The organism is Sporosalibacterium faouarense (assembly GCF_016765695.1).
Taxonomy (GTDB): domain Bacteria; phylum Bacillota; class Clostridia; order Tissierellales; family VENL01; genus Sporosalibacterium; species Sporosalibacterium faouarense.
In genome coordinates this window covers 61,107-86,208 of sequence record NZ_JAETGO010000066.1, presented here as the reverse complement: position 1 = coordinate 86,208, position 25,102 = coordinate 61,107, and the positions used below count along the sequence as shown (strand labels likewise).

At 29.2% G+C, this 25,102-nt stretch carries 23 protein-coding genes; 18 read left to right on the top strand and 5 right to left on the bottom strand.

Annotated elements, in window-relative coordinates; genetic code table 11:
• Nucleotides 1–80: 80 nt before the first annotated feature.
• Nucleotides 81–620: a ribonuclease H-like YkuK family protein gene (locus JMO20_RS12625; protein ID WP_202710038.1), complete on the bottom strand. Its 540-nt coding sequence runs from the start codon at nt 618–620 to the stop codon at nt 81–83.
• A gap of 126 nt (nt 621–746) precedes the next feature.
• On the opposite strand from JMO20_RS12625, the gene JMO20_RS12620 reads away from it, so the two are divergent.
• From JMO20_RS12620 to JMO20_RS20405, 3 genes are all read left to right on the top strand, one after another.
• Nucleotides 747–1,805 (top strand): DNA polymerase IV, encoded by a 1,059-nt coding sequence (locus JMO20_RS12620; protein WP_202710037.1) that lies wholly within the window; start codon nt 747–749, stop codon nt 1,803–1,805.
• Nucleotides 1,806–2,085: 280 nt separating this feature from the next.
• Entirely contained in the window at nt 2,086–2,520 is a 435-nt protein-coding gene (locus tag JMO20_RS12615) for a hypothetical protein (protein WP_202710036.1), read from the top strand.
• A gap of 53 nt (nt 2,521–2,573) precedes the next feature.
• The gene (locus JMO20_RS20405) at nt 2,574–2,699 is read left to right on the top strand and encodes a hypothetical protein (RefSeq protein WP_279380126.1); all 126 of its coding nucleotides are present in this window, start codon (nt 2,574–2,576) and stop codon (nt 2,697–2,699) included.
• Between the two features lie 41 nt (nt 2,700–2,740).
• On the opposite strand, the gene JMO20_RS12610 is transcribed toward JMO20_RS20405, so the two are convergent.
• Together JMO20_RS12610 and JMO20_RS12605 are read right to left on the bottom strand one after the other, a co-directional pair.
• Entirely contained in the window at nt 2,741–3,250 is a 510-nt protein-coding gene (locus tag JMO20_RS12610; RefSeq protein WP_202710035.1) for a ferritin family protein, read from the bottom strand.
• Nucleotides 3,251–3,417: 167 nt separating this feature from the next.
• Complete coding sequence (locus tag JMO20_RS12605) at nt 3,418–4,164, bottom strand: protease complex subunit PrcB family protein (RefSeq protein ID WP_202710034.1); 747 nt, start codon at nt 4,162–4,164, stop codon at nt 3,418–3,420.
• A 218-nt stretch (nt 4,165–4,382) separates the two neighbouring features.
• Between JMO20_RS12605 and JMO20_RS12600 the strand changes: the two genes are divergently transcribed.
• The 9 genes from JMO20_RS12600 to JMO20_RS12560 all read left to right on the top strand — a co-directional run bounded on the left by JMO20_RS12600 (nt 4,383) and on the right by JMO20_RS12560 (nt 17,559).
• The gene (locus tag JMO20_RS12600; protein ID WP_202710033.1) at nt 4,383–4,967 is read left to right on the top strand and encodes a TetR/AcrR family transcriptional regulator; all 585 of its coding nucleotides are present in this window, start codon (nt 4,383–4,385) and stop codon (nt 4,965–4,967) included.
• Between the two features lie 62 nt (nt 4,968–5,029).
• Nucleotides 5,030–7,075 carry a methyl-accepting chemotaxis protein gene (locus tag JMO20_RS12595; protein WP_202710032.1) on the top strand — a complete coding sequence of 682 codons (2,046 nt, stop codon included), beginning with the start codon at nt 5,030–5,032 and terminating at the stop codon, nt 7,073–7,075.
• Between the two features lie 172 nt (nt 7,076–7,247).
• Entirely contained in the window at nt 7,248–10,001 is a 2,754-nt protein-coding gene (locus JMO20_RS20620; RefSeq protein WP_202710031.1) for an ATP-binding protein, read from the top strand.
• Between the two features lie 267 nt (nt 10,002–10,268).
• Nucleotides 10,269–12,023: a methyl-accepting chemotaxis protein gene (locus tag JMO20_RS12585; RefSeq protein WP_202710030.1), complete on the top strand. Its 1,755-nt coding sequence runs from the start codon at nt 10,269–10,271 to the stop codon at nt 12,021–12,023.
• A gap of 227 nt (nt 12,024–12,250) precedes the next feature.
• Complete coding sequence (locus tag JMO20_RS12580) at nt 12,251–14,218, top strand: ATP-binding protein (RefSeq protein WP_202710029.1); 1,968 nt, start codon at nt 12,251–12,253, stop codon at nt 14,216–14,218.
• 361 nt (nt 14,219–14,579) lie between these two features.
• Nucleotides 14,580–15,440 (top strand): YitT family protein, encoded by an 861-nt coding sequence (locus JMO20_RS12575; RefSeq protein ID WP_202710028.1) that lies wholly within the window; start codon nt 14,580–14,582, stop codon nt 15,438–15,440.
• Nucleotides 15,441–15,515: 75 nt separating this feature from the next.
• Complete coding sequence (locus JMO20_RS12570) at nt 15,516–16,271, top strand: (S)-benzoin forming benzil reductase (RefSeq protein ID WP_202710027.1); 756 nt, start codon at nt 15,516–15,518, stop codon at nt 16,269–16,271.
• Nucleotides 16,272–16,555: 284 nt separating this feature from the next.
• Nucleotides 16,556–16,705, top strand: a complete 150-nt coding sequence (locus JMO20_RS12565) for a hypothetical protein (RefSeq protein ID WP_202710026.1) — start codon at nt 16,556–16,558, stop codon at nt 16,703–16,705.
• A 344-nt stretch (nt 16,706–17,049) separates the two neighbouring features.
• Nucleotides 17,050–17,559 carry a ferritin gene (locus tag JMO20_RS12560; RefSeq protein WP_202710025.1) on the top strand — a complete coding sequence of 170 codons (510 nt, stop codon included), beginning with the start codon at nt 17,050–17,052 and terminating at the stop codon, nt 17,557–17,559.
• 77 nt (nt 17,560–17,636) lie between these two features.
• On the opposite strand, the gene JMO20_RS12555 is transcribed toward JMO20_RS12560, so the two are convergent.
• Both JMO20_RS12555 and JMO20_RS12550 read right to left on the bottom strand, forming a co-directional pair.
• On the bottom strand, nt 17,637–17,861 hold the full coding sequence (locus JMO20_RS12555; RefSeq protein WP_202710024.1) for a small, acid-soluble spore protein, alpha/beta type: 225 nt from the start codon (nt 17,859–17,861) through the stop codon (nt 17,637–17,639).
• A 153-nt stretch (nt 17,862–18,014) separates the two neighbouring features.
• Nucleotides 18,015–18,566, bottom strand: coding sequence for a manganese efflux pump MntP (locus JMO20_RS12550; RefSeq protein ID WP_207753497.1), 552 nt, complete (start codon nt 18,564–18,566; stop codon nt 18,015–18,017).
• Nucleotides 18,567–18,880: 314 nt separating this feature from the next.
• Here JMO20_RS12550 and JMO20_RS12545 point away from each other — a divergent pair, with 314 nt between their 5' ends.
• The 6 genes from JMO20_RS12545 (at nt 18,881) to JMO20_RS12520 (ending at nt 24,923) form a co-directional block, all read left to right on the top strand.
• Nucleotides 18,881–20,011, top strand: a complete 1,131-nt coding sequence (locus JMO20_RS12545) for a sodium ion-translocating decarboxylase subunit beta (protein WP_243414729.1) — start codon at nt 18,881–18,883, stop codon at nt 20,009–20,011.
• A gap of 1 nt (nt 20,012) precedes the next feature.
• The gene (locus JMO20_RS12540; RefSeq protein ID WP_202710023.1) at nt 20,013–20,147 is read left to right on the top strand and encodes an OadG family transporter subunit; all 135 of its coding nucleotides are present in this window, start codon (nt 20,013–20,015) and stop codon (nt 20,145–20,147) included.
• Nucleotides 20,148–20,271: 124 nt separating this feature from the next.
• Complete coding sequence (locus tag JMO20_RS12535; protein WP_202710022.1) at nt 20,272–20,622, top strand: cupin domain-containing protein; 351 nt, start codon at nt 20,272–20,274, stop codon at nt 20,620–20,622.
• 69 nt (nt 20,623–20,691) lie between these two features.
• On the top strand, nt 20,692–21,111 hold the full coding sequence (locus JMO20_RS12530; protein ID WP_202710021.1) for an acyl-CoA thioesterase: 420 nt from the start codon (nt 20,692–20,694) through the stop codon (nt 21,109–21,111).
• 487 nt (nt 21,112–21,598) lie between these two features.
• Entirely contained in the window at nt 21,599–24,145 is a 2,547-nt protein-coding gene (locus tag JMO20_RS12525; protein ID WP_202710020.1) for an ABC transporter substrate-binding protein, read from the top strand.
• Nucleotides 24,138–24,923, top strand: coding sequence for a Na-translocating system protein MpsC family protein (locus JMO20_RS12520; protein ID WP_202710019.1), 786 nt, complete (start codon nt 24,138–24,140; stop codon nt 24,921–24,923). Before JMO20_RS12525 ends, JMO20_RS12520 begins: the two co-directional genes overlap by 8 nt.
• The last annotated feature ends 179 nt before the right edge of the window (nt 24,924–25,102 follow it).

The window sequence follows — 25,102 nt, the reverse complement described above, 5'->3', positions numbered from 1 at the left end:
TAGCTAAATTTCTCTATTGAAAATATTCTGTATGTAACTTGTGACTTCATTAAGATTACATAGAAAGTAAACTATCAGATTTACTTAGTATATTTATCAGCATATGAAGAAGCAACATAAGACTCGGGTTTGATTTTAGTTTCAAATCCCATTCCTGCAAAATAACTTGTCATTTCATTAATGAGTTTCTTCGTATCACCCTTTTTACCAATATCTATATGTACTTCATGGTGAAATTCAGCTCCTTTGTTTATATAGGGAAGAATAATTTCTATTATTTCATCAAGAAAATCTGGTGTAAATTTAGTAGCTATCTGTTGAGTTAAGAGAGTTTCAATTGCAATCTTTTCTCTCAAGTTTAAGATTTTTCTATTGTTAGAATACTTACTCATACATCCCCATGCACCTTTACCCAATCTATAAATCATTATTGCAGAAACAAAAAGTGTACTATTACTTTTTGCCTGTGAGTCAGTGCCTATGGCTAGAGTATATATGCCTCTAGGATCCTTTTGAACAAAATTCAAAATATTGATTTTTACATCTTCAAAAGTCATATTTCTTGAAACAGTATTAAAGAATTTTATATCTTTTAAATAGGCCTCGATTGTAGTATTCATGATTCCTCCTTGTTTACAAAAGGTAAATTACTCCATATATCTATAATATATATTAATTATTAAAATATGATAAAATGTATATGAATAAATATTAAAAGTAAGTTAAACAGAGGTGGAAGTATTCTTATGAATATCATACATGTAGATATGGATGCTTTCTTCGCTGCCGTTGAAGAACTAGATTTTCCTCAATTAAAGGGAAAGCCTGTTATTGTAGGTGGGGGAGAAGAACGTGGAGTAGTGACTACTGCAAACTACATAGCTAGAAAATATGGTGTGCATTCGGCAATGCCTGGATTTAGAGCTAGAATATTATGTCCAAATGGTTGTTTTAGACCTGTAAGACATGAAAGATATAGAGAAGTGTCTAAAGAAATTTTTAGTATTCTTTATCAAATAACACCTTTAGTTGAGCCTGTATCTATAGATGAAGCTTATTTAGATGTTTCAAAATCTAATGAAGATGCTGTTGAGATAGCAAAATTCATAAAAAGTAGTGTAAGAGAAAACGTAGGATTAACAGTATCTGCTGGAGTTTCATATAATAAATTTTTAGCAAAGCTTGCCTCTGATTGGAATAAGCCAGATGGACTTAAAATTATTACCAAAGACCAGATTCCTGATATATTGAAGCCCTTACCTGTCAGGAAAATACATGGAATAGGCAAAAAAACTGCTGCTCGACTAAAAAACAAGGGTATTTTTACTGTAGATGACTTATTAAAGTTACCAAAAGAATATCTCTTCACAACCTTTGGTAGATTAGGACTGGAAATTTACGAAAAAATAAGGGGAATTGATGATAGAAAGGTTGAAGTATCAAGAGAAAGAAAATCCTATGGTAGAGAAACCACATTAGAAATAGATGTTATAGCTAAAGATGAATTAAAAAAATATATACATACATTTGCAGAAAGCATATCACAAGGGCTTAATAAGAATGATATACATGCTAAAACTGTCACAGTAAAATACAGGACATCTTCATTTGAAACCCATTCAAAAAGTAAGACATTAGAAAGATATATACAGAATTGTGATGAGATAATTGAGGTTGCTGATGGAATTCTCAATGGTATTGAAATAAATGAACCAATGAGATTAATTGGTCTAAGTGTTTCAAATCTTAAGGAGAGTAATATATACCAAATGTCTTTTTTTGATAAAGAAATTAAGAAACAATAATTTTAACTGCAAAAAAGAGAAAGTGTAGTATTAAAATCTTTTGCAATATAAAAAATTCCTAGTGAAATTAAATATTTCATAGGAGTTTTTATTTTACAAAAAATTCAAAAGAGAATAATCAAATATCGTCGATAGAGGATAATTTCCTAGGAAATATTAGCATATAAAAAAGAATTATAATGAAAATTGTTTGCTTAATATAAGTATGTAACATTTTGCAAGCATGTTCATATTATACTAATGCCAAAGACATCAAATATAGTTTAAAGGAGGTAAAGCAATGGCTGAAATAAAAGCAAATGACTTTGGAAGTATGTTTTATAATATAATGTATGATGATTCGATGGTAGATCAGTTTGATGAATTTTCAGAGAAATATGGAAATGCTTCTGATGCAGAACTATATACAGAAATAGAGAAAGTACAAGCAGAAGTTTCAAACGAAGTAAAGAAAAAACACATTGAAAATCTAGAGTTAATAGCTAAAATGGATAGCATTGTTCCTACAGAAACAATTAGAGGAATTCAGGAGGCAAAGCGATTAGTCAAAATAGATGAAACTTCTTCAAATGCAAAAAAAATAAGTGATAGGGAACTAAGAAGACAATATGTAAGCCCTACAAGTCTATTGTTATGGTTTTTATTATTAACGGTTATTTGGAGGGGAAGAAGATATTATAGAAGAACATTATTTGGACCATTTAGACGCTTCTAGAACAGTCATCTAATAAGTAATATTGATAAAGCTGTCCACGAGGACAGCTTTATTTGAAGGAAACTCTCCTCTCTATAAGTAGGCTATCCTTATTATTTCTAGATGAGATTGCTTCTAAGTCTAGGATTGATATTTCTGAAGTAATAGAAGCAAAATTATCTAGACCTATAGAGAAGTGAGAGAGTTCTAGATAACATGATAAATTATAAAAAAACACTCTTTAAAAAGGATAGAAATTTTGGTCGAACCAAACATCCTTCATAGAATCTTTAAATTCATTATAGAATAATTCTCTATGTTTATTTTCCCACTTAGCTAAAGTATCGAGTAACTCTTTGGCTTGGTCATTATCAGTTTCTTCTAATGCTTTTTGATAAAAGTTAGCGAAATCATTTTCGATTAAATATGCCATTCTCATAATTGTCATATCAGACATATTATCTTTAATATTTTCTGATATTATTTTGTCTTTCTCTTCATTCATTACTGCTTCAAAGATTTCTTCTCCACCAGAAAGGTCTATGTTTAAATCATCCCAGCTTTTGTTTTGAGATAATTCATCATAATATGCCTTTAATAAGTTATAGTGTTCTCTTTCTACCTTTGCTAAGTTTTCAAAGATTCTTTTTCCTCTTTCATTTTCAATATCGTCCTTATACTTCAAATAAAAATTTTCACCTTGCTTTTCCATATGCATTGCATATTTTAGTATTTTAATTACTTTTTCCATATAATCATCCCCTTTCTCTAAAAAAGTTTATACCCTAAAAATTAAGCAATAAAAATTTATTTCAAAAAAAAAGAGAGCCTATAGATACTTTAGACTAACTTAGGGGACTAAGAGTGGTCATTTGAAAATTTTAAAGTATCTATTATTTATACTCTCTTATATTAAAACTAGTTTATGGTGTTAATCTTTAATAGCATATATTGATTATTTTCATTAATAGTATAAAGAAATTCTACTTTAGAATTTGGGTCAATTGTGTTTTGGCTAAAATAATCTTTTGCTTCATTAGTTAATCTAAAAGCCCATGGTTCTCCATTAATCTCGATTTCAATTGAATTATTATCTATTCCTCCTACAAAAACTCCTTCATTATGTAGTTCTTTTAAATTGGAATCTGGATGATTGGTATTAGTTTTAGGGTTATCATCAGATTTGTTTTTATCTTCTGTAGACATATATTCTATATTAATATTATCAGTACCACCTTTAAATCTCACTATATCAAAGGGATAAGTAAGTACAGTTGCTACGTCAGCTGACTTTTCCCCATCTTGAGGAGTTGTTTCCTTCAGAGTTACACCAGTAATACCTTCATTATCTACAATTTTAACAACCTTAATTGAATATCCAGTACTTGGCCTTTGACCAGCATATACTATCAAAGTTATCTCTCCATCTTCATCGGTAAACAAATCATAGCCTTTTTTATATTTGTTATCTTCTATATATTGTTGAACCTCTGTAGATAGATTTTCATACAGAATTCTATCAAATTCTAAGTTGTTTACAGTAATACCTTGACTATATTCATTCTCTTGGTTATTAGAATCAGATTTTGCATCGTTAGGACTAGAACATGCAACCAAGACCATTGATAATACGATACCTAAACTAACAGCAATAATCTTTTTCATTTTAAATCTCCTTTCAAATGAAGTGTTTTTTTTACATAGACGAAAAATAAGTTTATTTGTTCCATATTAGTATTTGTGGAAATTGAATTTATTTTCATTATGTATAAGTAACAAAATCTCCAAAATACGATAAATATTGTTGAATGTTGTAAGTTCTTGTTATAAAATGTATATAAAGCTAATAACCATTAACTAAAATGGGAAAAGGTGGAATGCAGATGTGTTCAACAAGGCTAAAAATTAGAAAAACGGCCCTTGTAGCCTTTGCTAATAAAGGATATAAAGGGACCACGATTAAGGAGATATCAAAGAAGGTCGGTATTACTCCACCATCTGTTTATAAGCATTATTCTTCAAAGGACAAGTTATTTTTAGATGTCATGGATTATTGTGTTGGAGAATATGAAGAGTATTTTTGTAAATTCTTTGATACTCTGAGATCTAATTGTAAGAAAGAAGTACTATTTTTATTATTTAAGGAAGAAATAAAATTTTTTATAAATAACCAAAATATATCTAGGTTCATTTCCAATAATATGAGAATCTCAACTAAAGGCTATAATGAACTTATACATAAAAAACTTGAAAAAACTTGGAAGAATCGTAGACAACTATGTGCGGATATTTATCTTTCTTTATCCCAGAACTCAAAACTAGAGCGGATAACTGAAATTGATTTTTTTAATGCATATGAAAGGTTATTATTTGGTGTTATCGCTCAGATATCTAATTTTGAATTTAATTATGATGAAGAATATCTTAATAAAGCTTGGATGTTATTTTGGAATGGGATATTTAAATAAGAAAAATCTAAGAAGTAGTGAATTTTAAAAATGAATATAAGATAATAGAAAGGGGAGTTATTATGTCTAATAAAAAGAAGCAGTTAAAAAGCAAAAAGATTAATAGTGGGATTCGATTTAAGCTAATGATTATGTTTGTAGTTATTACTTCATTATCATTAATTATTTTAGGTATCAGTTCTGATTTGATAGCTACTAATATGATGAAAAGTAGATTAGAAGAAAGTACTGAAAACTTAATAAATGAATCAAGCAAGATGATAACTACTTACCTAAATGAAGTTGAAAAGAACACATTAATGTTGTCAAAGGACCCAAATGTACAAGCATTAAATCGAAATTCAGACTCCGAACAGTGGATGCTTAAAACCTTTGAAGGTTTTATAGATGCCCATCAAGATGTTACTAATGTCTATATTGGTACAAAAGATAAGAAAACATACATATATCCACAGGTAGATTTGCCAGAAGGATTTGACCCTACTACTACAAAATGGTATGAAAAGGCTGTTGAACAACAAAAGATGATTTGGACAGATCCATATCAAGATACAAGCACCGGTCAAATAATAGTAACTTGTGCCGTGCCAGTATATGATTCTGGAAGGGGAAATGAGTTTATAGGAGTATTTGGAGTAGACATTACTTTAACTGACCTTTCAAAAAAGATTAATGACATCCAAATTGGTGATAATGGATATGTAATTCTTTTAGATAGTAATAATAAGATACTTGCACATAAAGATTTAAGTATGATTAATGAAGAAGTCCAAGTAGAAAAGCTTAAAGATGAAATAAATTCTAAAAGTGAAAGCGTTGTTGAATATGAAGATAAAGAGAATGAAGAAGATAAAGAAATGTATAGTAAGTATGGAATATTTACTAAAATTGACGAATTTGATTGGACTATTCTAGGAATATTATATTCAAATGAAATTCATAATGAAACGAATAAGATATTAGAGGTTATAATAATTGCAGGATTGATAACCCTATTAATAGCTATTATTGCTTCATATATTTTCTCAACCTCAATAACTAAGCCCATAAAGATTTTAAATGAAAATATGAATAAAGTTGAAAGTGGAGATATGACAGTTAAAACTAAATTAAAATCTAAAGATGAAATCGGATTATTAGGAGCTGGATTAAACTCGATGATTGAAACATTAAATAGACTAATAACCGATATAAAGAATGTTTCCGAAGAAGTTATAACGTCATCAGAAAATCTAGCATCTATTTCTCAACAAACAAATGCAGCATATCAAGAGGTGTCAAATACGGTTCAGCAAATTGCTATTGGTGCATCTGACCAAGCAGCAGATGCTGAAAAAGGAGCTGCCTTATCCCATAACTTATCAATAAAACTTAATGAGTTAAAGGATAGTTCAAATGAAATGTTAAGTTCAACTGAAGAGGTAAACAGTATTAATACAAGAGGTTCAAATGCAGTTAGAGAACTTCAACAGAACACTAATGAAAACAATAAGGAGACTGAAAAGATTGAAAAAGCAGTTAATACTCTAGCTAACAGAGTAACAGAAGTAGGTGAGATATTAGAGACTATTAATTCGATTACAGAACAAACTAATTTACTTGCACTAAATGCTTCAATAGAAGCGGCTAGAGCTGGTGAGCATGGTAAGGGCTTTGCTGTAGTGGCAGATGAAATTAGAAAACTAGCTGAAGACTCTAAGAAATCTGCTAATAAGATATCTGAAATAATTGAAGATGTTAAAGAAGATAGTCAATCTACAGTTGTAATTATGAATGAGGTTAAAGAAAGGACACAGTTGCAAACTCAGTCTGTAACTGAGGTTAATAGCTCATTTGAAATGATTAATGAATCAATTGGCGATTTAACTAATAAGATTATGGGGATATCTAGCTTTATTAATCAAGTAAATAGTGATAAGGATGCATTACTTGAGTCTATTGAAAATATTTCTTCTGTATCAGAGGAGACAGCAGCATCGTCACAAGAAGTTTCTGCTTCCATGGAAGAGCAAACAAATGCTGTTAATGAAGTAGCTAGTGCTGCAGAGAGGCTAAATGAGCTAGCAGTGAAACTTGATAAGGAAGTTAGTATATTTAAAGTAAAGTAGCAAAATAGATTTCTATAATATATAAGAAATATATAAGAAATATATAAGAAAAAAATGATGGTGGTTTCTGCCATCATTTTTTATGTGCTTGAAATAAAATATATATACACAAATAAAGGTTTTAAAAGAAAAAAATTGAAATAATTATATATAGCAAATAGGGGGGGTTATAGTGTACGGTAATAGTCTATACCAGAAGACAATATTAATAGCGATTATAATTATTTTTTTTGTTTTAATACCAAAAAACCAATCAATGGGGCAAGAATCTGTGAAGAAAAAAGTCCTTATATTGAATTCATACCACAAAGGATATAAGTGGACTGATGATATTGTTAAGGGTATTGAAAAGGTGCTAAATTATCAATCTCATACTTATATAATAAAAAAAGAGTATATGGATACAAAAACAATAAATGATGAAACATATTTTGATATACTATATAAAATGTATAGGAGTAAATATAGGAATTATAATTTTGATGTTATTATAGCTACTGATGATGACGCATATAGATTCTTAAAAAAATATCATGATGATTTGTTTGGGGATACTCCAGTGGTACTGTGTGGTTTAAATGAAATAGATAGATTTATATATTCCAACAGGGATATATACACAGGAATAAAAGAAGACGTTCAAATAAGGGGGACATTAGACTTAGCGTTACAGCTACATAAAGATACAGAAAGTATCGTAGTTACCTTTGACAATTCTTTATTTGGAAAGTACATGCAAGAAAGGATAACTGATATTATTCCAGACTATGAAAATAGAGTGAGCTTTATATTATTACAGGAGAACAAAGTTAGTGACATAATGGAAAAAATCAATAGTGTTTCTGATAAAAGTATAATTTTACAATCAGGAATTTTTGAAGGAGAGTCTAAGGAACTAATTCCTATGAGTGAAATAAACAAAACTATATTTGATAAGTTAAATAGGCCAATCTATGTTTTGTGGGATTCTTTAATTGGCGAAGGGGTTATGGGAGGTAAAACAATCAGTAGCGTTTATACAGGCGAATATGCTGCTGAAAAAGTATTAAAGCTATTCAGAGGTGAGGACGTAGAGAATATAGAGTTTGAATCTAGCAGTCCTGCGTCACATGTCATTAATTATGAAACTATGAAGAATTTTAATATAAAAAGAGAAATGGTTTCTCCTTTTGTTAAGATTATCAATAAACCTAATACATCCATTAATATTCAGAAAAAGTTTCTATACTATTTCGTAGGTTTTTTAGTAGTAATATCTGCTGTAATAAATTTTATTCTTGCTTCAAATATACGCACTAGAAAAAAATCAGAAAAAGATTTAATAAAAGAAAAGAATATATTGTTTGGAATTTTAGAAGCTACTGCAGATGGAATAATGGTAGTAGATGAAGAAACAAAGAAGATTTTACATTATAATAATAAGTTTATAGATATGTGGAAGATTCCTAAGGAAATGATAGTTACTGAAGATGATACAGAGCTAATTAGTTATGTGAAAGACCAACTAATAGAGTCAGATGATTTTCCATCAAAGATAGATAGAATAGTTAGAGAGAAAAGACAATGTAGTGATGTAATCGAATTTTTAGATGGCAGAGTTTTTGAGAGGAGCTATAGACCATTAGTTATTAAGGATAAATTTACAGGAAGTGTCTGGAGCTTTAAAGACATAACTCAAAGAATGAATTTCGAAAAGGAACTTAGAAAGAGTGAAGCACTCTATAAGAAGTTAATCAAATTATTACCTGATGCAGTTTTTGTAAGAAAAGATAATGAATTATTAATTGCAAATGAATCTGCATTTCGTCTTTTTGGGATACAAAGTTTGGATGAAATTGAAAGAAATAAATTGGATGATGTAATAAGTTGCCATCCTGATTATAGAGGGATAACATCAAAAAGAGTAAAAAAATTAATTGGGCAAGAGGGAACTGTTGATTTCATTGAACAGAAGGTCGTTCTCAAAAACAAGGAGGTTGCATGGGTAGAAATAGGATCATCATCCTTTGAATTTGAGGATAACATGTATATTTTAAGTGTTATTCGAGATATTAGAGAAAGAAAAAAGGCAGAAGAATTACAAAAAAAGATTATTGAAAAGAATACTCTTTTAAGGGAAGCAAAGGAATATGATAGACTTAAAACTGAGTTTTTTTCAACCATATCCCATGAGTTGAAAACTCCTTTAAATATTATATTGAGTGGCATTCAATTAATAGAAAGAAATCATATGTCTGTTGAGGATTGTGATAAGTATGATACAACTAAAAAGTATATGAAGATGATGAAACAAAATTGCTATAGACTTTTAAGATTAATTAATAATCTGATAGATATAACAAGAATTGATTCAGGCTTCATGAAACTAGATCTAAAAAATCATAATATAGTAAATGTAATTGAAAATATTACATTGTCTGTAGCTGATTATATAGAAAGTAAAAATTTAACATTAATATTTGATACAGAAGTTGAAGAGAAAATTATGGCTTGCGATGTTGAAAAGCTTGAAAGGGTAATGCTAAACCTACTTTCAAATGCAGTAAAATTTTCTGATTTTGAAAATGAAATATTAGTGAATATATATGACAAAGGAGATGAAATACAGATAACTGTAAAGGATAATGGAATAGGAATTCCTAAAGATATGCAGGAAAAAATATTTCATAGATTTAGACAGGTAGATTCATCTCTTAGACGAAAGGCAGAAGGTAGTGGTATAGGGTTATCACTGGTAAAATCAATTATTCACCTTCATGGCGGAAATATTTCCGTTAATAGTGAATTTGGAAGAGGTAGTGAGTTTATTATAACATTACCAGTTACGATCCTTAGTGAAAGTAATACTATCAATGAAGAAATAGCTGCAACTAGTAACACAAATGTAGAAAGAATTAGCATTGAGTTTTCAGATATATATTCTTAATTTAAAAATTATATGCTAAAATTTAAAACATAGATAAAAAGCTTTAAGTATAGAATATTTGTTTTAAATTTACATTGACGTAGAATATAATCTTTGAAAAAATCTAAGGGATAGCTTGTTTAAATTAAAGAAAAAAGGGTAATATACGTTTGATATATATTCTATATTGTTAATAAAAAAACTAATTTTTCAATATCTTTTAATAACTTACGATTATTGAAAGTATCCAATGTTTTAATGACTTAAAAATTATTAGGGGGTCAAAGGATGAGGAAAAGATTTAGAAAGACTATTTATAATAAGTTATTGATATTATGTTTACTACTGCTTATACTACCTAGCTTAGCAATAGGGCTACAAAGCTACAGGACTGCAAAATCAGAGTTAGATAATAAAGGAAAGGTTATTCTATCTAATAGTGTAGAGCAAGTAATACAATTAATAGAAGAGAAGCAAAGAGAAATTGAGAGAGGAAATATAGACTTAAGTCAAGCTCAAGAGGAAGTTAAGACATATCTATTAGGAGAAAAAAATGAAGATGGAACTCGTACTATTGACAACGAAGTTGATCTAGGTGATAATGGGTATTTTTATGTGCTTGATGATGAAGGCAACACTATTGCCCATCCTTCTTTGGAAGGTAAAAGCATGTGGGAAATGCAGGATAAAAGTAATGAAGGATATTACTTTGCACAAGATGCAATTAAAAAGGCAATGAATGGTGGAGGATTTGTAGATTATAAATGGGAGTTACCTAATTCTAGTAAAGTTGCTTCTAAAATAATCTATGGAAAGCAGGATAATAACTGGGGATGGATAGTTACAGCAGGAACCTACACCCAAGACTTTAATAAAGGGTCTAATAAAGTAGTATATATTATGCTAATTACTTTGGGAATAGCATTTTTAATAGGAATTATATTTATAATATTATTTGCTAGACATATTTCAAAGCCGATAAGAAAAATAAGTGAATCATTAGAGGAAGTAGCTAATGGAGATTTAACAATTGAAGAGATAAAGGTTAAGAATAGGGACGAAACTGGAGGTTTAGCTGAGTCTTTCAATAAGATGTTGAATAATCTAAAGAATATTATCAAATCTATAAATAATTCGAGCAATACTGTATCTAGTGCATCTGACTCTTTATCTGAAATTTCAAAAGAAACATCCACTGCCATTGAAGAAGTAGCATATACAATATCTGAGATTGCAAATAGTTCAAGTGAACAAGCAAAGGATGTTGAGGATGGCTCTGTTCAAATAGTAGAATTAGGTAAAGAGATTGAAAATGTCGCAAAGTTATCATTGGATATGGACGATATATCTAATAAAACTAATAATTTAGCTGGAGAAGGTATAGAAGTAGTAAATACTTTAATTAATAAGACTAAAGAGAGCGAAAATGCATCAAAAAATATTAATGAAGTAATAGTAGAAGTCAATAATAGCACAGGACAGATAGAAGTAATCACTGAAACTATTAGAAATATAGCTGAACAAACAAATCTATTAGCTCTGAATGCTTCTATAGAGGCAGCTAGAGCTGGAGATGCAGGGAAAGGGTTTGCAGTTGTAGCTGATGAAATAAGGACATTAGCAGAACAATCATCGGAGGCGATTCAAGGTATTAATGGTATTTTAGAGGAAATAAAAAATAAATCTGAAATGGCTGTTAAGTCGATGGATGATGCAAAGGGGATAGTGTTAGAACAGAATGTAGCGGTATCAGATACTGAGAATATATTTAATCAAATATCAGAGAGTATATTAAGGCTAACTAATATAGTATCAAATGTATCAGACCATAGTAGTAGCATGAATAACAAGAAAGAAAAGCTTATAACTATGATAGAAAGTTTATCAGCTATTTCAGAAGAGACGGCGGCTTCAACACAAGAAATATCTGCATCAACACAGCAACAATCAGCGTCTATTCAGCAGGTAGCTAACTATGCTGATAAGTTAGACAATCTATCAGATCAACTTATGGAAATAATAAATAAGTTTAAAATTGAGTAATATAATCTATTTAATAAACAATAATAGAATCAACCTAGGATGGAAATTAAGATTTAAACCGTTAATTTATAGGAAAGATAAATAAGAATACCATTTTGGTATTCTTATTTATTGATAAAGTACCTAATACTCTATATAAATGCATTGACATGAATTTAATCTGTAATTTAGAAAGTTCTGTGTGGGGCCATCTTCAAAAACACATTCAAAAAAAGAGGGGGATAAAATTGGAACATGACAACAGTTGGGAAAAAGCAAGCAGTGTATTCAATAATTTTCCAGGTATTTTTTTTACGGTTGATTCGAATTTATGTTTTACTTACTTAAATATTAATGCAATTTCTTTATTTGATGCAAGGGAAAAGGATTTAATAGGAGTTAAGATAGATAAAGTTCTAAATATAGAAACTAGTGTTTGTACCATAAGTAGAATAAAGGAAACATTGACAAAAGGTGTTTCACAAACCTTTCAGACGTTTTTTTTAAATGAAGTTAAATGGTTTGAAGTTAGAGTTTTTCCTATTACCGAAGGAGTAGGAGTATTTTTTAGAGATATAACAAAGGGTAAAAAGATTGGTATAGTTTTAGAAGATAATCATAAGAAATCTAAGTTTTTAGAAAGTAGCTCAAACCATTACATATCATCTGAAGCTCCTAGAAAGTTATTAATCGATTTATTTGATAATTTGTCAGAATATTTGGATTTGGAAATCTATTTTAATTATATGTTTGATGAGGAAACTGGAAGATTACATCTATCTAACTACAAAGGGATTCCTAAATATGTAGCTAGTGAGCTAGAATGTCTAGAAATTGGAGATGAAGTCTGTGGTGAAGTGGCAAAAAAACGAGAGAAAATAGTTAAAGAGGATATCCAAAACTCTTCGGACGAATCATTAAATAACTTGAAAGGATTAGGAATACAATGTTATGCATGCTATCCTTTGATTGCCTATGGACAGTTAGTTGGGACTTTGTCCTTTGGTTCCCGTAAGAATAAAAATTTTAGTTTAGAAGAACTAGATTTACTAAAGTCTATTTCGTATCAAGTTGCAATAGCAAATGAGAGAATAAAGACAGCACAAATATTAAAAGAAAAAAATAGAGAGCTTGAGGATACAAATAGACAGTTAAAAACACATAGGAATTTTGCTTCAAAGGTTTTTGATATAACTCCTGACCCTCAAGTAATAATCTCTCTTAATAATGGCAATATTGTTGACATTAATAGTGCTTTCCTAGAAACTGTAGGATTAAATCATGAAGATATTATTGGTAAGAGAATTGAAGATCTGAATTTTTGGATTGATAATAAAAGATATTTTGAATTACTTCAGAAAGTAATTGATAATGGTGAGGTTAGAAATGAAGAAATTATTTTTAAAACATCATCTGGAGATTTACATACTGCATTATATACGGCTGTGAAGGGAAGTCTTAAGGGGGAAGAGATAATTCTAGGAATATATAATGATATTACTGATAGAAAATCCTATGAGGAGAAGATGTCAAGGATGCAAAGATTAAATGTATTAGGAGAAATTGCTGCTGGAATAGGGCATGAAATTAGAAATCCTCTATCGGTAATAAGGGGTAATCTACAGCTCCTTAGTATGAAAGAAGAAATGAGTAGTCATGGAGAGCGACTCAAGCTTATGATGTCAGAGTTGGATAGGACTATAACTATTATAGCAGATTTTTTATCTCTAGGGAAAAAACAAGAGTCAAATAAAAGAAAGAAAAGTATAAACAGTATAATAACAGATCTTGAATCATTGATAAGATATGACGCATTTATTAGCGATAAGCAAGTTGAAATACAGTTAGCAGATATACCGGAAATTCTAATAGATGAAAATGAAATAAGACAGCTAATATTAAATCTAGCCAGAAACGGCTTAGAAGCCATGGATAAGGACGGAACTTTAATGATAACTACTAACTACTATAATAAAGAAATAATTGTTGAAGTTAAAGATGAAGGTAAAGGCATACCACTTGATATATTAGATAAGATTGGGACCCCTTTCTTTACTACCAAGGAAAAAGGTACTGGTTTGGGGGTTATGGTATGTAAAAATATTGCTTTGAGACATAATGCTGAAATAGATATAGATACCAGTGACGAAGGAACATCTTTTAAAGTGAAATTTAAGGTAGATGAAAATAATTTATCCAAGAATAAAAGGAAGTAGGTTTTAGGGATATAGCCTACTTCCTTTTATTTTGGGGTTATTTATTTTTAATTTTGGGGGTTAATATAATAATCGGGGTTATTATATTAAATATCTTTCATACTGTATATTTATATTAAAATCTAAAATTAATAAAATATCTATATAAATTATATACAAATATATAGAGTTTATATACAAATTATTATAAAATTAATTATACTAAGAAATGTTGAAATGAGAGTAAAATAGACTAATCCAATAATTTTTAATAATAAAAGTAAGTGCTCATCCTTTATAAAATAATACCAAGTTAATTCTATTTTATACAGGGTATGGATTTAATATAGGATATTATTCATATTGTAAGGGGTGTTTTATTTTGATAAAAAACAGTATTAAGACAGACTATTTTCTTAGAATTTTTTTAATCCTATTAGGATCAATGATAATAGCAATAGGAATTAATCTTTTTATAGTTCCCAATAAGTTACTAGCAGCTGGATTCTCAGGTATATCAATTATATTGCAGTATCTAACTGGAATCTCTTCAGGAATATATCTATTATTATTAAATATTCCTGTGTTTTTCATGGCTATGAAGAAAATTGATAGAGAATTTGCTATAGTAAGCTTGATAGGAATGCTCAGTTTATCTCTATTCTTAGTTATAACTAGACCTTTAAGCGGAGTTATTGAAATAAAAGATACATTAGTAGCAGCGGTTTATGGAGGTTTGTTTAATGGAATAGGTGCCGGGATTATTTTTAGAAGTAGAGGTTCCACAGGAGGAACAGATATAATTTCGATAATCTTTAAAAAACAATTTGAAATAAGTGTATCTTCAGTGTTCTTTTTGATTAATGGAATAATTATTCTCATAAATGCCACCATTGATAGTTATGTATTGGCAGTGTATACTCTTATAAGTATTTATATAGCAACATTTATAATGAATAAAATATTGGTAGGCTTAGATAAAAAGAAACTGCTTTTGATTGTGACTGAGAAGGAAGATGATGTTTCAAGGGCTATAATGGAAAACACTAGACGTGGGGTTACTTTTTTAGATGGAGTAGGAGGATATACTAAAAAAAGAAGGAAAATAATATATTGTGTTGTATCTTCGAGACAATTAGCGCAAGTTAAGAAAATATTAATCGATGTTGATAAAAAATCATTTATGTCAATAATAGACACTTCTGAAATACATGGTGCAGGATTTAAAAAACCAGTATTTTAGATATGTATAATGAAAAGTATGATACTAAAAGGATATAATATAAAAGAACAAATAATTTTATTAGGAGGAAATAATGTGAATTATATAATTGTAACTGGTGCTTCAAAAGGACTAGGAAAATCTATCACGCAAAAATTAATGTGTAGGGAAAATCATTTAATCTGTATTTCCAGAAAAGAGAATAAGGAATTATTGGATTCTGCAAAGAATAATAATCTTATGCTAGATTATATTGAATATAATTTAAATGATGTAAAGGGTATTGAGGAAATGATGAGCAAGATATTTTCAAAAATAAGTAAAGAACATATTCAAACGTTGACATTAATAAATAATGCAGGAATAGTAGCTCCAATAAAACCTTTAGACAAAAGTACAAGTGGAGAAATAATTAAAAATGTAAATATTAATCTAATAGCACCTATGATATTAACTTCTTCTTTCATAAAAATGAGTAATGGACTAGACATAAAGAAGAGGATAATAAATATTTCATCTGGAGCAGGGAAAAGACCTATTTTTGGCTGGGGAAGCTATTGCACCTCTAAGGCAGGAATTGATATGTTGACTAGATGTACAGGTCTAGAACAAGAGGATAAAAATTATCCAGTCGAGATTGCTTCTTTTGGACCAGGAATAATGGATACTGATTTACAAAAAGAAATACGATCATCGGATAAAAATGATTTCAAATCATTGGAAACTTTTGTTAAATATAAGGAAGAAGGTAAACTATCCCATCCTGACAAAGTGGCAGATGTAGTTATTGAATTATTAAACTCTGAGGATTTCCAACAAGGTGGCGTAATTGATGTTGATGATTTTCAGTAGTAAGAACGGAAGGATTACCTAATAATCAATAGATTAGATACTATAATATAGTCTAACGTTAGATTAGTATAACTGGCAATATTAGTAGCCTATGGTATTCATTTAATCTTATACATAAAATAGTTAACAAAAAAGTGCTTTACAACTATAAGAAATAGTATTATACTTATAAATCTGTAGGCACTTTTTTTTTAGATAATTCACAGTCCAAGTTGTTTGATACTAATATAAAATAAATAGGATATTATTATGGATTGAATAGGAAGCATATAGAGGTGATATCAATGAAGAGACGTAAGATATTTGAAATTAAGAATGGACGAATACTCTATAGAGATGAAATGGAATTTAAAACAGTATTTCATGAAATTTTTTGGAAACTAAAGATGAAGGGCAAAGGACGTATCGTGAGGGAGTTTGTCAATGAACAATAATATAATTCTAATAAAATAAATCACCTTTTATTCAGATTTTCAATTTGAATTTGGGTGATTTATTTTAGTTAGATGAAATTGATAATAGCTTAAAAATGTGATATATTAATAATAATTTGTAAAAACTGCTATTTTGATTAATATTAGTAATAGAAAAAATATATATGATAATACTTTAATTTGATTATAATTTATAAATTATATAAAAAAGGGTTATATTTATTATGGAGATGGATTTTTTTACTATTAGTAGAATTTGATTAACATGTTAACCCTTGGGTAAATAAACCACTGGATAGTAAATGTTAGTCATTTTGAATATAACATTTTAAGGAGGAATTATAATGGTATCAGAAAAATTGATGAAAGAATTAAATGAACAAATAAGATTTGAAATGGAATCAGCACATTATTATTTAGGTATGGCTGCTCACTGTGATGCAGAAGATCTACCAGGATTTGCACACTTTTTTAAAGTTCAAGCAGAAGAGGAAAGATTTCATGCAGACAAGTTCTATAACTTCGTGAATGATATGGATGGAAGAGCTATAATAGGGGCCTTAGGGCAACCCCAAAATGAGTTTAAATCTGTTTTAGAAGTATTTGAATATGCTTTAGAGCATGAAAAGAAGGTAACAGCAAGGATATATAAATTAATGGATATTGCCAACGAAGAGAGAGAGCATGCTACAATAAGTATGCTAAAATGGTTCATTGACGAGCAAGTTGAAGAAGAAAATAGTATGAAAGATATTATAGTTAAAATAAAAAGACTTGGTCAAGATAGCCATGGATTATATATGTTAGATCAAGAATTAGGACAAAGAACTTTCACTCCTCCGGCCTCTGAATAATTTTATAAACAAAAAAACAAAGATAGGTAGTAATCTACCTATCTTTGTTTTTTATATTTTGTTTCATTTTAATTTAATTACCTAGTTGTTGTTCCACTCATATTTCTTTCAGCTTGCTCAACTAACCTCTTAGTCATGTAACCACCTACATAACCATTTTGTCTAGCTGTTAAGTTACCTTTATCCATTGACTCATAGTTACTCATTCCAAGCTCACTAGCTATTTCAGTTTTCATTTGATTTAATGCTTGACGAGCTTCAGGAACTACTGATTTATTTCTTCCAGTTGTGTTATTAGCCACTTTTGATTGCCTCCTTTCAAATGTTTATTTGTTACTGTACTAGTATTATGTGTAGTATTTAGAGAAGTAAACAATGTAATTTTTAGATTTATTAGTTTTCACTAGTAAAAGATAAATAAATTGTTATTATTGGCTTTTTTTGTATAAAAGCAATTATAGAAATATCATTTTTAAACCAAATAGTATTAATATTATTCCACCTAAAAATTCAGCATACTCTTTAACGAAATTAACTTTTCTAATATGTTTACTAATAATAAAGGCACAACCAGTTAAAAAAGCAGTAATGAAGCCAACAATAATGGAATTTTTAAATAGTACCTCCTTCAAATAGAAAATATTGAAGCTTGAAAAACCAACCACTAAAGCATCTATACTCACACATATACCTAGAATAAATATTAGTGTCAAATGAATTCTAGGAAACTTTTCTTCCTGAGAAAGACCTTCTTTAAACATTAAAATCCCTACTAATAGAATTATTATTCCTCCAATAACATTGGGGATAGCGAATATATATGTATTAAAAAAGTTACCGACCAAACCTCCAATAAAAACAAAAAAATATTGAAAAAAACCAAATGATATTACAAATAATAGTGCTAATTTTTTTGTAATTCTTCTATCCAAGCCTAAAGATAAACCTACCCCGAAAGCATCTAATCCTAAAGCTACTCCAATGGCGCTTACCTCTATTAGTCCCAAAATAATCCCTCCTAGTTATAAAATTAAATATGATAAATAAAAGTTCATTAACAAAAAAATCTATCCACATAATATAATATTATTTTGGTAGGTATATTTATTAATAGAACTTGTAAAACTTTAAGTAAAATAATATAATATATATGGAAAAAATTACATGTAAAATAAAGGGGAGTAGCAAGCGATTTTCGCTTAATTAGCCGTCATCACGGTAATATTACCCGGCTGATTATTAAATGCAAGACCTTTGTTTAAACATTTGAATGTTTAAATAAGGGTTTTTTATTTAAACACATAAAAAGGAGGAGTTATCTTTGTTAGATATTATTTCAGGAATTCAACTTCCATCATGGCAACAGTTATTAATGTATGGAATAGGTGGTCTATTGATTTTATTGGCAATTTGGAAGGATTATGAGCCTATGTTATTACTTCCAATAGGCTTTGGAGCAATTTTAGCAAATATTCCTGTAGCGCCAGGTATTATTCCTGGAATCACTAGTGAAGAAGGGGTATTGGGAATTCTGAGAGAAGCGGGAATTATAACTGAACTCTTTCCTGCACTTATATTTATAGCAGTAGGTGCAATGATTGATTTTGAACCATTGTTAAAGATGCCTTCAATGCTATTCTTTGGTGCTGCAGCACAAGTGGGAATATTTATGACATTAACTTTTGCTTTATTAACTGGAGAATTTACCGTTAATCAAGCGGCAGCTATTGGCATTATAGGAGCAGCCGATGGACCAACTTCAATATTTGTTGCAGCAAAATTTGCAAAGGATCTTCTGGGACCTATTTCAGTTGCAGCCTATTCATATATGTCTATGGTACCTATAATACAACCAAGAGTCATAAAGCTTTTGACCACAAAGAAGGAAAGAAAGATTAGAATGGAGTATAGGGAAATTAAAGTATCCAAAAAGGTTAAAATATTATTTCCAATACTTGTTACCATAATAGCGGGAATTATAGCACCAATAAGTGTAACATTAATAGGGCTATTAATGTTTGGAAATCTAATAAGGGAATCTGGTGTAGTTGAAAGATTATCAAAATCTGCTCAGAATGAGCTTGCAAATCTTGTGACTTTATTATTAGGTATTACTATAGGATCCACTATGGAAGCTGCCGATTTTGTGACAAAAGAGACAGCGATAATAATGGGATTAGGTCTATTTGCATTTATTTTTGATACAGCAGGTGGAGTATTATTTGCTAAATTTTTAAACCTGTTTGTAAAAAAGAAATACAATCCAATGGTAGGAGCAGCAGGAATTTCAGCCTTCCCTATGTCAGCTAGAGTTATACAAAAAATGGCTAGAGAAGAAGACCCAACGAACTTCATACTTATGCAAGCAGTGAGTGCAAATGTAGCAGGGCAAATTGGTTCTATAATAGCAGGTAGTGTTATTATATCAATGTTATCTAAAGGAGTGGGTTAAGATGGATTTAAAATATGTACTAGATATTGGGTTAGATATGACTATACAAGGAATGGGAACTACCTTTTTAATATTGATATTACTATATTTTTTAATTAAAGGATTATCTTTAATTCTTGTTCCAAGGAAAAAATAAAGTTAATTTCAAATTATTTTTTCTTAGAATTTCTGGGAGTGTTATTTACTTAATAGTAATAATACTCTTTTTTTACTAAGTATAATTTTTTTTGAGCTTAGCAAACTATAATAGAGGTGAGAACATGAAAATAGAAAAAATACAGGATAAGATAGTCTATTCTGAAAGTACATTTACAAAACGGTTAATATTTAGTGAAGAAAAAGTTTTAAACTTTGTTTTAAATTTAGTTCCAGGTCAAGAAATTCCGTCCCATACTCATGAAGAGAGTGACTTAGTTTTATACGTAGTAACTGGAAAAGGTGATATAACTATTGATGGAAATACAAAAACAATAGAAGAGGGAGATATAGTCTATTGTGTAGGTAAAGAAGAGTTTTACTTAAAGAATAATTATAAAGAAAACTTATCTTGCTTTGTGGTATTAGCACCGAGACCTGTACCTAAAATTTATGCAGATGAAGTAGGAAAATAAAAATGTATTTGATATATTAGTTTAAATAAGTTAATATTAAGAAAAAGCCTTATAAAGGGAGGTTTTATCTTGAAGATTTTTAATACATCAAAGCTTGTAAAGTCAGAGGATTTAAATCATCATGGAACATTGTTTGCTGGGAGATTAGCTGAATGGTTTATTGAAGGAGCATTCATAACAGCAGCAGGTATCTTTGGAGATCCCAGTGGATTGGTTTGTAAAAAACTTCATGGGTTAGCTTTTAATGCACCTGTAAAGAAAGGTGCAATCATAAATTTAGAGACTAAGTTAGTTTTAGTTGGAACTACTAGTATAAAGGTATATGGAAAGGTTACAAAAGTAAATGGAACTGAGTCATTAGTTGATGGATTTGTTACCTTTGTATGTGTTGATGAAAATGGTAAGAAAAAAGCCCATGGATTATTACAGCCCAAAGCTCAAAATGAAGAAGATAAAAGGTTAATAGAAATAGCCAAAAAGCTAAGATAAAAGTGAAGAATGGCGAAATTAGATTGTAGGTAATTTGAAACGAAATAAAAAGAATATATTAGCAAATAAGAGTCAAAGATATAGTCTTTGGCTTTTTTATATTTATTCAAGACTAATGAAGTATATAATATTATTTATCTAGGATAAATTATTCGCTTATAAAATGACACATTAAAATTTTCTGCAAAGTCATATTATCTTTAGTTTATAAACAGCAAATTTCTCAATTATAAAACATTTCATATATAGAGGATATTTAAATAAAACAAAGAATTCGTTCATATATATGGAGTTAAAATTTATATTATAAAATTGTAACATATGCAAAATAAAAAGTTATATATTAGAATTATATACAATGTTATATTTTCTTTAGGTTATTGGCAAGCAATTATTTCAAATCAAAATAGCAGTATAAGAATAGTATGTAATCAAAATGTATTTCTAATAAGAAGTAATAAAAGATATTGTTCAAAGGAGAATTGATGTGAAGATTATCTTAATGAATAGAAGGTTCATTTTAAATAAAAACTATCAATCTAAATCTAGAAAAAGGGTTATCTATAGATTAATATTAATGCTAGTTATTTCAGTAGTTACTACTGTAATGATGATTCCATATACAACGTACTCCTATGCAGATGGGCAAGAAAAAGTAACTCTTCAGCTTAGATGGAACCATCAATTTCAATTTGCTGGATATTATGTAGCTAAATGGATGGGTTATTATGACGAAGAAGGTCTAGATGTCAATATAAGATCGGGATTTACTAAAGATGGAGAAGTACTATTAGCCACGGAAGAAGTTGCAGGTGGAAGGGCAGATTTTGGAATAGGTGGAGTTGATGTGCTAATTGCAGAGAATAGTGGGGAAAATTTTACAGTGATTGCATCTATATTTCAGAAGAGTCCCGTTGAATTCTATATGAAAGAAGATACAAAATATGCTTCACTTGCAGACTTAACTAAGCTAAATACAGCTAGAAGAAAAGATGATCTATTAGATATAGAATTGCAAGCGATGTTTATAAGTGAAGGTATACAGCCAGACAATTCTAAATTTCTTAATAAAAATATTGAATTTGCTATTGATGATTTAATCACTGGTAAGTATGATGTTATTCCTGGATATTTAGGAACAATCTCTTTCTATGCAGATAAGCATAATGTAGATATAAAATCTATTAAGCCTATAGACTATGGGATAGATTTTTATGGAGATTCACTTTTCACCAGCAGAGAACTTGCATTGAGTAACCCTGATTTAGTTGAAAAGTTTAGAAGGGCAAGTATGAAAGGGTGGATATATGCTCTTGAACATCCTTATGAAATAGCACAGAAAATATCAAAGGAATTTAATATCAATGGAAAAAGTGAAGATGAGCTATTGGAATATAATTTATTTCAAGCAAAAAGAGTTGATGAGTTAACCCTATATCCTGTGGTAGAGATAGGAAATATTAACCCCTTTAGATGGGAAAAAATGCAACAAGCTTTATTAGAGCTAGAGCTAATTGATGACGGGGTAGATTTAGATAAATTTATTTTCGATTATGAAAAGATTAATAGCACGAAAACAGAAAATACAGTAAAGCTATTATTTGTTATATTAGTTTTATGTTTAATAATATCTATATGTATTTCCATATCTAAGATTATTATTAAGAATAGAGACTTACGTAATGAGGTTTCAGAAAGAGAGCGGGTCGAAAGCTCAATTAGAAAGATGAATCAAAGGTATGAGACTATATTTAATAGTGTTCTGCTAGGGATTACAGTTACTACAATAGAGGGAGTAATATTACAAGCAAATGATAAATGGCTTGATATGATAGGATACTCTGAGGAAGAAATAGTAGGAAGGAATATTATTGAGTTCATTTCTGATGATTTTAGAGAGTGCCAACTTGAGGTAATTAATAGATTTAAAGAAGGTGATGTGAAAAATTATATTGATGAGAGAAAGTATATACGAAAAGACGGTAAATTCTTTTGGGGCAATTTATTTATGACTACTACCTATGACCAAAACAATGAAGAAAAAGTAAATATAGGTATGGTTGTAGATATTACTAACAGAAAGTTTGAAGAAGAAGCGGTTAAGAGGAGTGAACAAAGGTTTAGAAATATAATTAATGAGGTTGCTGAAGAAATATCAGAAAAAGAAGGAGTAACTAAGATTTTTAATTCTAATAATGATTTTATTAATGAGCAAGATATAATCAATGAAAAAAATAGACTTTCATTAAAATTAGAAAAGATTAATTTAGAGCTTGAAAAAATGTTTAAAAAAGAACTAGATGAAAATAAGAAAAAGGAAGCTCTAATTATATATCAAGCTAGATTAGCGGCAATGGGCGAAATGATAGCAAATATAGCACATCAGTGGAGACAGCCGTTAAATTCCTTGGGGCTAGTATTATCTAATTTAGAGGACGCATATAGGTTTAATGAATTAACACAAGAGTATCTTAGTAATTCAATTAGAAAATCTAAAAGATTAATTAATAAAATGTCTAGTACAATTGATGATTTTAGATCCTTTCTTAATCCTAACCAACAAAAAGAAGATTTTATAATTTATGAAAGTATTAATATGGTGTTAGAGCTCGTTGAGGAAAATCTTAAATTTAATAATATTAAAGTTAAATTCAATCATATAGACATGGTTAAAGGATATGGCCTGGAAAATCAGTATTCTCAAGCTGTTTTCAATATAATAAATAATTCAATAGATGCTTTGAAAAATAAAAGTATAAAAGACAAAAAAATTAGTATTTCCATATATGAGAAGAAAGATATGGTGATTGCAGACTTTGAAGATAATGGTGGAGGTATTGATAAAGAGGTTTCGAAAAAAGTTTTTGACTTATATTTTACAACTAAAGAGAAGTCGGGAGGAACAGGTTTGGGACTGTATATGACTAAGGTTATAATTGAAAATAATATGGATGGAGAGATAAGTTGGAGTAATACAGATAAAGGATTGTTGATGAAGATAGCTATTCCAAAACGAGGTGAACTGAATGAATAGGAATACATATAAGAGCATACTAAATAATATTAAGGTTTTATTTGTGGAAGATGAAGATTTTGCTAGAAAAGAACTAGCTCAATACATACGTAAAAGGGTCGGCAAACTCTATGTTGCTTCCAATGGCCTAGAAGGGCTAAAACAATTTGATACTCATATACCTGATTTAATAATCACTGACTTAAAAATGCCAGAAATGACAGGACTTGAGTTTATAACTAGTATAAGAGAGCAAGGTCATGAAGTTCCTATAATTATTATTTCTGCTTTATCCGATAGCTCTACTATACTTGAAGCAGTGGATATGGGTATAGTTAAGTATGTGGTAAAGCCCATAGATACAAAGGAATTGATAAACACCATGGAGAAGATAGCTTCAGAGCTACTAAAGGATAAGCTTGATGAATCAATTGTAGTTAATAAATCCTTTGTAATGAATAGAGAAGAAAAGAAGGAATTAGAGAGAAAAATAAGTGGAGAGATGGCCTATTTTATAAAAAAATATACAGGAAAGGGACCTCAAAATATTCAAGTTTTTATAAAGGGAAATGAAATTGAAATTGTAGCTAAGGGGGTATTGACTATATTGGAAGAAAATTTGACTTCTTCCAATAGGAATCATAGCTTAGTGAATTATAATAGGAGATTATTATATTTGGAAAATAAGGAAAGAATTGAAGAGAAACTAGGAGAAATTATAAATAGTAAGGTCTCCCTGCTAGATGTTGAGATTGATTCTAAACAAAATATCGATATTTTAAATCTATCCTTCTTATAGATTGTATTTATCAATCTTGTATTACAGATAGAGATATGTTATAATGTTGTTAGATATTTACTTCTCCATATTCTGAAAAAAAGCTGAAATGGATACACTATGTAAGCCGTTTTAGTATCGGAGGGAGAGAGTATAAAATTTAATATTTGCTTGACAATGGTTAAGGAAATATATTAATA